Origin of the sequence: Streptomyces huiliensis (assembly GCF_020037025.1) — a bacterium.
In the GTDB taxonomy this organism is placed as follows: domain Bacteria; phylum Actinomycetota; class Actinomycetes; order Streptomycetales; family Streptomycetaceae; genus Streptomyces; species Streptomyces huiliensis.
Genome location: NZ_JAIQLH010000190.1, coordinates 19,483 through 29,482, shown reverse-complemented (window position 1 = coordinate 29,482; position 10,000 = coordinate 19,483). Strand labels below are relative to the sequence as shown.

The 10,000-nt window shown below is 73.6% G+C and carries 10 protein-coding genes and 1 pseudogene; 9 read left to right on the top strand and 2 right to left on the bottom strand.

Translation table 11 applies throughout. The features are described 5' to 3' along the window. Nucleotides 1-17: 17 nt before the first annotated feature. The 8 genes and pseudogenes from argB to JNW98_RS26720 form a co-directional block, all read left to right on the top strand. Nucleotides 18-1,046, top strand: coding sequence for an acetylglutamate kinase (gene argB / locus JNW98_RS26755; protein ID WP_223770870.1), 1,029 nt, complete (start codon nucleotides 18-20; stop codon nucleotides 1,044-1,046). Next, nucleotides 1,043-2,281, top strand: a complete 1,239-nt coding sequence (locus JNW98_RS26750) for an acetylornithine transaminase (RefSeq protein ID WP_223770868.1) — start codon at nucleotides 1,043-1,045, stop codon at nucleotides 2,279-2,281. The genes argB and JNW98_RS26750 overlap by 4 nt, the downstream gene beginning before the upstream one ends. 42 nt (nucleotides 2,282-2,323) lie before the next feature. Then, nucleotides 2,324-2,866 carry an arginine repressor gene (locus tag JNW98_RS26745; RefSeq protein ID WP_223770867.1) on the top strand — a complete coding sequence of 181 codons (543 nt, stop codon included), beginning with the start codon at nucleotides 2,324-2,326 and terminating at the stop codon, nucleotides 2,864-2,866. A gap of 130 nt (nucleotides 2,867-2,996) precedes the next feature. Further along, on the top strand, nucleotides 2,997-4,175 hold the full coding sequence (locus JNW98_RS26740) for an FAD-dependent monooxygenase (protein ID WP_223770866.1): 1,179 nt from the start codon (nucleotides 2,997-2,999) through the stop codon (nucleotides 4,173-4,175). 107 nt (nucleotides 4,176-4,282) lie between these two features. Continuing rightward, entirely contained in the window at nucleotides 4,283-5,224 is a 942-nt protein-coding gene (locus JNW98_RS26735; RefSeq protein ID WP_223770865.1) for a VOC family protein, read from the top strand. Nucleotides 5,225-5,276: 52 nt separating this feature from the next. Beyond that, nucleotides 5,277-6,329 (top strand): AraC-like ligand-binding domain-containing protein, encoded by a 1,053-nt coding sequence (locus JNW98_RS26730; protein WP_223770864.1) that lies wholly within the window; start codon nucleotides 5,277-5,279, stop codon nucleotides 6,327-6,329. A gap of 123 nt (nucleotides 6,330-6,452) precedes the next feature. Then, nucleotides 6,453-7,262: a MerR family transcriptional regulator gene (locus JNW98_RS26725; RefSeq protein ID WP_223770863.1), complete on the top strand. Its 810-nt coding sequence runs from the start codon at nucleotides 6,453-6,455 to the stop codon at nucleotides 7,260-7,262. 147 nt (nucleotides 7,263-7,409) lie between these two features. Further along, a pseudogene (locus JNW98_RS26720) lies at nucleotides 7,410-7,823 on the top strand (alpha/beta hydrolase); the annotation flags it as partial. Nucleotides 7,824-7,966: 143 nt separating this feature from the next. On the opposite strand, the gene JNW98_RS26715 reads toward JNW98_RS26720, so the two are convergent. Together JNW98_RS26715 and JNW98_RS26710 are read right to left on the bottom strand one after the other, a co-directional pair. After that, complete coding sequence (locus JNW98_RS26715; RefSeq protein ID WP_223770862.1) at nucleotides 7,967-8,374, bottom strand: peptidase inhibitor family I36 protein; 408 nt, start codon at nucleotides 8,372-8,374, stop codon at nucleotides 7,967-7,969. A gap of 145 nt (nucleotides 8,375-8,519) precedes the next feature. After that, complete coding sequence (locus JNW98_RS26710; RefSeq protein WP_308015668.1) at nucleotides 8,520-9,149, bottom strand: DUF6058 family natural product biosynthesis protein; 630 nt, start codon at nucleotides 9,147-9,149, stop codon at nucleotides 8,520-8,522. Nucleotides 9,150-9,258: 109 nt separating this feature from the next. On the opposite strand from JNW98_RS26710, the gene JNW98_RS26705 reads away from it, so the two are divergent. Next, nucleotides 9,259-9,987 (top strand): GNAT family N-acetyltransferase, encoded by a 729-nt coding sequence (locus JNW98_RS26705; protein WP_223770861.1) that lies wholly within the window; start codon nucleotides 9,259-9,261, stop codon nucleotides 9,985-9,987. Nucleotides 9,988-10,000: the final 13 nt, after the last annotated feature.

Sequence of the window (10,000 nt, the reverse complement as noted above, 5' to 3'; positions counted from 1 at the left end):
AACAGCGCCTACTCCTCATGAGCATCAGGACCACCAGCGGCAGCACCCGCAAACACACCGCCCTCCCCAAGGCCCGCACCCTCGTCGAGGCGCTGCCCTGGCTCACGCGGCACCACGGCAAGACGGTCGTCATCAAGTTCGGCGGCAACGCCATGGTGGACGACGAGTTGAAGGCCGCCTTCGCCCAGGACGTCGTCTTCCTCCGGCACGCCGGGCTGCGCCCGGTCGTCGTGCACGGTGGCGGGCCGCAGATCAGCGCGCAGCTCGACCGGTTCGGGATCGCGTCGGAGTTCAAGGCCGGGCTGCGGGTGACCACGCCGGAGGCGATGGACGTCGTCCGGATGGTCCTCGCAGGCCAGGTGCAGCGCGAGCTCGTCGGCCTGCTCAACCGGCACGGCCCCCTCGCCGTCGGGCTCACCGGCGAGGACGCGCACACCATGACCGCCACCCGGCACTACGCCCACATCGACGGCGAGCGCGTCGACCTCGGTCGCGTCGGCGAGATCACCGCCATCGACACCGGTGCCGTCCAGGCCCTGCTCGACAACGGCCGGATCCCGGTCGTCTCCTCGATCGCCCGCAGCGCCGAGGACGGGCACGTCTACAACGTCAACGCCGACACCGCCGCCGCCGCGCTCGCCGCCGCCCTGGGCGCGGAGACGCTGATGGTCCTCACCGACGTCGAGGGGCTCTACGCGGACTGGCCGCACAGCGACGACGTCATCAGCCGGCTCACCGCGAGCGAACTGGAAGCGCTGCTCCCGGACTTGTCGAGCGGCATGGTGCCCAAGATGGAGGGCTGCCTGTACGCCGTCCGCAACGGCGTCGCCAACGCCCGCGTCATCGACGGCCGGGTGCAGCACTCGATCCTGCTGGAGATCTTCACGGACGAGGGGATCGGCACGATGGTCGTCCCGGACGCCGCAGCCGGCGCGGGTGCCGCAGCCGTCCCGGATGCCGCAGCCCGAACGGACGCCGCAACCGTCCCGGACCCCGCAGCCGGCACGGACGCCGACCAGCCCACGCCCACCGGGGGAACCTCATGACGACGACGCCCGCCACCAACGCCACCACCACCAACGCCACCCTCACCCGTCGCTGGCAGAACGCCCTGATGGACAACTACGGCACCCCGCGCATCCCGCTCGTGCGCGGCGAGGGCAGCACGGTCTGGGACGCCGACGGCAAGGCATACCTCGACCTCGTCGGCGGCATCGCCGTCAACGCGCTCGGCCACGCCCACCCGGCCGTAGTCCGCGCGGTCTCCGACCAGATCGCCACCCTCGGCCACGTGTCCAACCTGTTCACCGCCGAGCCCACCGTCCTCCTCGCCGAACGGCTGCTGGAGCTCGCCGGCCGCCCCGGCCGCGTCTACTTCTCCAACTCCGGCGCCGAGGCGATCGAGGCCGTCTTCAAGATCGGACGGCGGACGGGCCGTCCGCACATGGTCGCTGCCCAGGGCGGCTTCCACGGCCGTACGGCCGCCGCCCTCGCCCTCACCGGCCAGCCGGCCAAACAGGAACCCTTCCTTCCGCTCCCCGGCGACGTCACCCACGTCCCGTACGGCGACGCCGACGCCCTCCGCGCCGCCGTCACCACCGACACCGCCCTCGTCGTCCTCGAACCCGTGCAAGGCGAGAACGGCGTCGTCGTCCCGCCCGCCGGCTACCTCGCCGCGGCCCGCGAGATCACCCGGGCGACGGGCACGCTGCTCGTGCTGGACGAGATCCAGACAGGTATCGGCCGCACCGGCCACTGGTTCGAGCACCTCGCCCAGGGCGTGGAGCCCGACGTCGTCACCCTCGCCAAGGGCCTCGGCGGCGGCCTCCCCATCGGCGCCACCCTCGCCTTCGGCGACGCGGCCGGCCTGCTGACCCCCGGTCAGCACGGCTCGACGTTCGGCGGCAACCCCGTCGCCTGCGCCGCCGCCCTCGCCGTCCTCGACACCCTCGCCGCCGAGGACATCCCGGCCCGCGCCGGCCGCACCGGCACGCTGCTCCGTGACGGGATCGCTGCGCTCGGCCACCCTCTCGTCGACCACGTCCGTGGCGCGGGCCTGCTGCTGGGTATTGTCCTTTCCAAGCCCCTCGCACCGGACGTGCAGCGGGCGGCTCAGGAAGCCGGTGTCCTGGTGAACGCGGTCGCGCCCGATGTGGTGCGGCTGGCTCCGCCGCTGATCATCACGGAAGATGAGGTGGAGACGTTCCTCCGGGTGCTCCCCGGTGTCCTCGACGCCGCCACCGCTGCCGCCGTCGAGGCAGGGGCGCCGCCGCAGCCCTGACGGGGGGCTCAGGAGAACCACGATCCGGAGACTGACGAGACGATGACCGAGGCGCAGGAGACCGAGCCGGTCCACGGCGGACAGGCCGTGCCGCAGACCCGCACCGCACGCCACCGCCGGATCGTGGACATCCTCAGCCGGCAGGCCGTCCGCTCGCAGAGCCAGCTCGCCCGGCTGCTCGCCGACGACGGCCTCTCCGTCACCCAGGCCACTCTCTCCCGCGACCTCGACGAACTGGGCGCCGTCAAGATCCGCAACACGGGCGGCGAGCTCATCTACGCCGTCCCCGGCGAGGGCGGCGACCGCACCCCCCGCGCGCCCCTCGGCGAGTCGGCGACCGAGGCCCGCATGGGCCGCCTCGCCGCCGAGCTGCTCATCTCCGCCGAGGCCTCCGCCAACCTCGTCGTCCTCCGCACCCCGCCGGGCGCCGCCCAGTTCTTCGCCTCCGCCATCGACCAGGCGGGCGTCCACGAGATCATCGGCACGATCGCCGGCGACGACACCGTGCTCCTCATCAGCCGCGACCCGCTGGGCGGCCAGGCGCTGGCCGACCACCTGCTGCGGCTGGCCCAGAAGGAGCGGTGACCGGCTGACCCGGCAGGGTCCGGCGGCGGGAAACCGCTCGCCGACGGCGGACAGCCGCTGCCCGATCCGGACAGGGTGGAGCGCCTGAGCGCCCTACGGTGCCGAGTGAACCGGCACTCGGGAGGCGTACATGGGGAGCTACAGCGGCGCGCGGACGGCCGTGGTCGTCGGTGCGGGCGTGGCCGGGCTGACGGCGGCCACGGCCCTCGCGCGTGAGGGATGGCGGGTCGAGATCGCCGAGATCGGCCCGCCGGAGGCGGCGTCCGGCTGGGGGCTGTGCCTGACCGGCCCCTCGCTGCGCGCGCTGGACGAACTGGGGCTCGCGGACGCGTGCCTGGCCGAGGGCTACGGCATGAGCACGATCACGCACGTGGACGTGGACGGCGAACTCGCGGACGAGGTCCGGCCGCCGCGTCTGATCGGTGCGCGGCGGCCGGCGATGGCCGGTATCGCACGTCCCGCGCTCCACCGCGTCCTGCGCCGGGAAGCCGTGGCGTGCGGCGTGACCGTACGCCACGGGGTGACCGTCGCCGCGGTGGATGACGAGCACGAGCACGAGGGCGAGGGCGAGCACGAGGCCGAGGACGAGCACGAGGCCGACGAGCTGATCCGCGTGCGGTTGTCGGACGGTACGGTCCGGCGGGTCGCGCTGCTGGTGGGCGCGGACGGGATCCGCTCGGCGACGCGGGGGCTGCTGGGGCTGGAGACCACTCCCGCCTACCACGGGCAGATGGTCTGGCGGGCTCTGGTGCCCCGCCCGTCGTGGGCCACCGGGATCCACCAGTTCGCCGGGAAGACCGACACGGCCGGCGTCGTACCCCTCTCGGACGAGCGGGCGTACGTGTTCCTGACGGAGAACGGCGTGGAGCGGAACACCTTGCCCGACGCCGAACTCGCCCCGCGCCTCCGGGACTTGCTGGAGCCCTTTCCCGGCCTGGTGGAGGAGCTCCGCTCCCTGGTGCCGGAATCGGAAGCCGTGGTGCGCCGCCCGGTGCTGACGGCGTTCCTGGAGGGCGCCTGGCACCGGGGCAACGGCGTCGTCATCGGCGACGCCGCGCACGCGCCCGCACCGCAGACGGCCAGTGGGGCCGCCCTGGCGATCGAGGACGGGCTCGTGCTGGCCCGCGAAATCGGGTGGCACGAGACCGTCGGCGCGGGGCTGGAGGCGTTCGCCGACCGTCGCACGCAGCGCTGTGGAACGCTCGTCGAGACCTCGGTGACGGTCGCCGGTCTGGAGCGGGAACAGCGCCACCACGAGGCGTATCCGCTGGTCGCCGCCTGCCACCGGTTCATGGCCGAGCCGGCGTGACGCGGGACCGGGACGGCCGGATGGCCGCCGCGACCGACCGGAACGCCACCGTCAACCGGGGAGCGGGCAGTCCGCCCGGCTCACCACCCGCAGGGCAGGAGCACACCATGAGCGGCAGAAGCCTGATCACCCACCTGCGCCACATCGACATCGCCATGCCGAACTTCGCCGAGCAGCGCCGGTTCTACACCGAGCGGTGGGGGTTGAAGGAGACCGTCGGCGACACCGGCGTCGCGTTCCTGGCGGCCGAGGGCTCCCCGGAGCAGTACGTGGTGCGGCTGCGCCGGGACGCCCGGAAGCGGACCGACCTCGTCGCCTTCGGTGCCGCCACGGCCGCCGACGTCGATACCCTGACCGCACGACTCGTCGCCGCGGGCGTGCGGTTGGTGCACGAGCCGAGGACGCTCGACACCCCCGGCGGCGGCCACGCGGTCCGCTTCTTCGACAACGAGGGCCGTGTCGTCGAGGTCTCCGCCGACGTCGACGCCCGCCGGCACCGCAGGATCGAGGCCCGCGAGGCGGTCCCCGTGCGCCTCTCCCACGTCCTGATGAACTCTCCCACCCCCGAGGCCACAGTGGCCTGGTACATCAAGCACCTCGGGTTCCGCCTCTCGGACACGATGCGGCTGGGCGACCGCAGCGGGATCATGTGGTTCCTGCGCTGCAACGCCTTCCACCACAGCTTCGGCATCGTGCGCGGGCCGCACGCGGCCTTCCACCACGCCTCGTTCGAGATGCGCGGGATCGACGAGTTCATGCGCGGCACGGGCCGCATGCGGCGCCTGGGCGTCGAGCGGCTGTGGGGGCCGGGGCGGCACCGCGCCGGCGACAACTGCTTCGGCTACTTCCTCGACCCGGCCGGCAACACCGTCGAGTACACCACCGAGCTGGAAGTCCTGGACGAGGACACCTGGCACCCGCACGTGTACGACCTGCGCGACCCCGCCACCGCGGATCAGTGGGGCACGGCGGAGGACATGGACGAGTTCATCTCGGCCAAGTCCCACAACGACGTCGATCCGGGGCTGTTCACGGCCCCGCCGATGTGAGCGGAGAATCGCGGAGTCCACATCGGACCCCGAGGAAGGCGACCCCACCGTCATGCCGACGCCGCTGCGCGACCACCTCATCACCAGGTCGCGGAACCCCGCAGACCTGCTCGACGCCGCCACCCGCCTCTTCGGCGGCTCCATCGCCACCTCGCCCCTGGAGCCAATGGCCCTGGAGCCAGTGGGCCTGGAGCCAATGGACACACCGCGCGGCGGCGACCACGAACTGCGCGGTGTCGCCGCTCCCGGCTTCGCGGTGGGCTACTTCGTCTCGCCGCTCGACGTCCGCGTCACCCCGGCCGAGGGCGGCGTCCGCGGCGGCTCGTACTTCGTCAACGTCGGTCTCTCCGGCGCCCTCTCGACGTCGTGCGGCGGCCGGCGGGCGACGCTCGACGAGGTGACGGCGGGGGTCGCCAACCCGGGGGACGCCCAGGAGCTGCGGCCCCTGCCCGGCCGGCGGACGCGGTTCCTGGGCCTGCGGCTCGACGCCGCCCTGGTGGAACGGGAGTTCGCCACCCTGACCGGGCATCCGCCGGCGTCCACCGTACGCTTCGCCCCCACCCTCGACCTGGCCGGGCCCGAGGGACGGGCGGTTTGGCTGCTCGTCCGCTCCCTCCTCGAACAGATCGACTCGGCGAACCCCCTGTTCCGCCGCGCCGAACTCCGCCGCGGCCAGCTGCGCTGCCTCGTCACCGCCCTGCTCCTGGCCCAGCCGCACTCGCACACCGCCGAGCTGCGCGAGGACGCCCCGCGACCCGGCCACCCGCGCCCCCTGCGGGCAGCCCTCGCGTACATCGACGCGAACCTCGCCGAGCCCCTCAGCCTCGGCGGCATCGCCGACGCGGCCGGTTGCAGCCCGCGGACCCTCAGCTCCGCGTTCCGCGTCCGGCTCGGCCTCTCGCCCATGGCCTACGTCCGCGCCCTGCGCCTCGACCGGATCCGCGAGGACATCCTCGCCTCCGGTGCCTCCGGTGCCTCCGGTGCCTCCGGCGACCCCGTCGGCACGATCGCCTACCGCTGGGGCGTCACCCACCTCGGCCGCTTCGCCGCCGAGTACCGCGCCCGCTTCGCCGAACTGCCCTCCGCCACGGCCCGCCGCAGGTGACCGGCCCCCGCCCGCCCCGCCGTCCTGACGGGCTTGAAGTTGCCGCAGCGGAAGCCTCTACCGTCGTGAACAGGCCGGAAAATCCGGCCGGGTGAAGGTGAAGCACCTGCGAGGGAGGCGGCGATGGCCTGGCCGATCGCGGAGGTCGCCCGGATGTCGGGGGTGACGGCCCGGACGCTTCGGCACTACGACGAGATCGGCCTGCTGCCGCCGGCACGGACCGGGGTCAACGGCCACCGCTACTACGGGGAAAGAGAGTTGCTGCGGTTGCAGCAGGTCCTCGTGCTGCGGGCGCTGGGCCTCGGGCTGCCGGAGATCGGCCGGATCCTCGCCGCGCACGTCGACGAACTGGAGGCCCTGCGGGGCCACCACCGCCGCCTCCTCGCCGAACGCGACCGCATCGACGCCCTCGCCGCCACCGTCGCCCGCACGATCACCGAACTGGAACAGTTCGGAAAGGACGGCACAGACATGAGCAGCATCAGCGCCAGCACCGGCCCCAGTACCAGTACCAGTACCAGCGTCAGCATCAGTCGGCCGGAGAACCTGTTCGACGGCATCCGGTCCGCCCAGTGCATGCGGGTCCTGCCCGGCTTCCCGGAGCTGGCCGAAGCCGTCGAGCGGCGCACCTCGGCGCTGAGCGGGGCCGACCGCGAGGCCGACGGGCGCGAGCGCACCGCGCAGATGGTCCGGCTGGCCGAGCTGCTGGCCGCCGGCCTGCCCGCCGACGCCGGCGTGGTGCAGGACGCGATCGACACCCAGTACCGGACCCTGGCCCTGAGCCGGGCGGCCACCGCCGCGGAATACCGCGCGATCGGGCGCTGCTGCGAAGAGAACGAGCACTGGCGCACGGTGTACGAGTCGATCGCGCCCGGCCTGGCCGCGTACCAGCGGGCCGCCATCGAGGAATACACCGCGACGCGGCTGTGCTGAGCCAGGACGGGGCCACCGCCACGGGGGAGCGGTGGCCCCTGTTCCGGCCGCACCGGAGAACCCGGCGGCACCGGAGAACCCGGCGGCACCGGAGAACCCAGCCGCACCGGAAACCCCGTTGGCGGGCCACAGCGCCCCCCTTGTGGCGAGTTCACCCTCGGCGAGATCCCCGGCCGCCTGTGGACGCCCCGTCCGCCACACCGGTCCCGCTGATCCTCATCGCCCACGACAACGGTCTGCCCAAGGCGGACCCACGGCTGGTGGCCCGGGCCCGGCACATAGCGGCGGCCGACTACGCGGTGACCGGCAAGGGGGTGGCCGACTACGCGGTGGCCGCCATCGACACCGCCGGCTGCGGCGACCGGCCCCGTTCCGCCGCCGACACCCGGTCCGCGCCGAACTCCGCCGGGCGATGCGGGCCGGCGAGCCGGCGAGCCGGTCGACGGGATCTTCGAGTCCTCCGTCGGCCCGCTGGTCGAGAAAGCGATCCAGGAATGGCGGACCACCCTGGACGCCCTCCTCGCCCTGCCCGAGACGGACGGCCCGGGGTACCGGCGAGGAAGGCGCGCGCGGACGACGCCGACGCGGGTGCCCCGGGCTGTGGGGCCACAAGAACCTGAGACGTCCCGAGTCGGTGAACGCCGCTTACGACGGTTCGGGTTCACCGCCCGGAGCATGCGGCGGCCGCGCGGCCCGGCACGCGCTCAGCCGTCCTCCCCGGGCGGCGTACCGCAGCTCGGTCCGCCCGGCCCGTCGAACTGCACCGAGCTGAAGAAGTCCCGGTGGGCGGGGAAGAAGTTGCCCTTGCCGGTCGGCCCCGAGGAAGTCGTGGCCGTGCAGCCGGAGTAGTTTGAGTCCGACCAGAGGTAGATGGTCGACGCCGTGCGGTTCCAGTCCGACTTGGCGCGGTTGTCCATGCCGAGCGCCCCGAGGTCCGGGGTGTTCGCGCTGAGCCTGATCATGTCGCCGGTCCCGTCGAGGCCCGAGAACATGCAGTAGGAGCCGGCGGGACACCGGTCGTACCCGTCGGCCGCGTGAGCCGTGGAGACCGGGGCCGCCGCGACGCCTGTGGCGGCCACCGCCACGAGGAGTGCGGAGAGCTTCGTTCTCATCGCCTGCACCTTGCCCATGTCCAACCTCCGTTTCAGGGCCCGCGCATCCGCGGGCCCGCAGCGTCCCCAGTCTGCCGATCGCCTCGGTGCGTCGCGATCCCCCGTAGGCGGGGCGTGGGACGCGGAGATCCGGAGCGCGCCCGGCTCAGGCGCGCTGCGGCGGTGCGTACGACGACCGGCGGGGGAAGCGCGCCCGCACGGCGTCGACGCAGGTGTCCCGGGAGGTGGGACCGCCGAAGCGGAGACGGTCGTAGGCGGTGAACGCCGGTTCCAGCACGTCGAGTTCGTCGACCAGGGCGTGCAGCCGCGCGGCCCACCGCGCGGAACCGGCGTCCGGCTCCTCGGTCGCGGCGCGTATCGCGGCCGTCAGTTCGTCCTTGCGCCGGATGGTGGCCGGGGTGACCGAGTGCAGACACACGTACCGTCCGCTGAGGTACGCGTTCCACTCCGCCTCCCCGGCCGCCGGATCGGCCCAGTGCCCGGTGAACCACCCTTCGAGCAGCTCCACCCCACCGGCCTCGTCGGCGAGCGCGAACAGGTCCGCCGGCACCATCTCGGCCCCGTCGGACCTCAGATACCCCGGCAGCGGCAGCCGTCCCCCGAGCATCAGCCGACGAACGGCGTCGGTATCCCGGCCGTGCGCCGCGCACAGGTCCTCCAGGACGACGAACTGGGCGCTGACGTAGGCGTCGTCGGCGGCGGTCATCGGATGCTCACCGTTGACCTCGCGAAACCGCTCGGCGAGCTGCTGCTTCAGGTGTTCCGTCTCCGGCACGGTCGCCTCCGGCGCCATCGGCATCGGCGCGGGCCCCTCCCGCGCGGGTCTCCGTACGGTACGGGCCGGACGCTTCGGCGCTCCCCGAACCGTGGGCGAGGATACGGCCATGACTGCCGCCGCCCTCCGCGCCCGGGACCTGTGGACCGAACTGGCCTCCGCACCCGTACGGTTCCCCTCCGCTGCCCGCGTGCGCGTGGCCCTCTCCCCGCGCTCACGGCTGTGCCCGCCGTCGTGGACGGGGATCGTGGTGCTCGGCGACGCCGGCATCGCCACCGTGCCGAACGAGCGGGATGCGGAGCTGATGGCCGGCGCGGCGCGGAAGCTACCGCCTGAGGAACTCGTCGACCCGGACCGCCTGCACCGCGTCCTCCCCGTCCTCGACGTCCTGGGACCCGCCTCCCTCTCCTATCTCGACCCGGCCGACTTCCGCCCCCGGCACGAGGGCACCACAGTCGAGGTGATGCCACGCGGCGACTGGCTGTCGACGCTTCTGGCTCGTACCGGCGAAGCGGATGCCGAGGAAAGCGGCTTGGCGGACATCACCTCTCCCGCGTGCGTCCTGCGCGACGGTGACGACGTGATCGCCGCGGCCGGCTTTCGCGCGTGGCCGCGGTCGGTGGCCCACCTCAGCGTGCTGGTCGCGCCGGACCGCCGTGGCCGGGGGCTGGCGCGAACGGTGGCCTCCGCGGCGGTGGCGCATGCGCTGGACGCCGGGTGGCTACCGCAGTGGCGGGCACGGACGCGCCCGTCGCAGCGCGTGGCGCGTGCCCTGGAATTCAGGGAGCTGGGGGTCCAGCTCAGCATCCGGCTCGGCGACGTCGCCGCGGAGGGATGAGGGGAGGGGCGGC

Coding starts and splice junctions, on each gene's coding strand:
- JNW98_RS26705 (WP_223770861.1), top strand. CDS start 9,259: ATGACTGCCGCCGCCCTCCGCGCCCGGGACCTGTGGACCGAACTGGCC.
- JNW98_RS26750 (WP_223770868.1), top strand. CDS start 1,043: ATGACGACGACGCCCGCCACCAACGCCACCACCACCAACGCCACCCTC.
- JNW98_RS26730 (WP_223770864.1), top strand. CDS start 5,277: ATGCCGACGCCGCTGCGCGACCACCTCATCACCAGGTCGCGGAACCCC.
- JNW98_RS26740 (WP_223770866.1), top strand. CDS start 2,997: ATGGGGAGCTACAGCGGCGCGCGGACGGCCGTGGTCGTCGGTGCGGGC.
- JNW98_RS26735 (WP_223770865.1), top strand. CDS start 4,283: ATGAGCGGCAGAAGCCTGATCACCCACCTGCGCCACATCGACATCGCC.
- JNW98_RS26725 (WP_223770863.1), top strand. CDS start 6,453: ATGGCCTGGCCGATCGCGGAGGTCGCCCGGATGTCGGGGGTGACGGCC.
- JNW98_RS26745 (WP_223770867.1), top strand. CDS start 2,324: ATGACCGAGGCGCAGGAGACCGAGCCGGTCCACGGCGGACAGGCCGTG.
- JNW98_RS26715 (WP_223770862.1), bottom strand. CDS start 8,374: ATGAGAACGAAGCTCTCCGCACTCCTCGTGGCGGTGGCCGCCACAGGC.
- argB (WP_223770870.1), top strand. CDS start 18: ATGAGCATCAGGACCACCAGCGGCAGCACCCGCAAACACACCGCCCTC.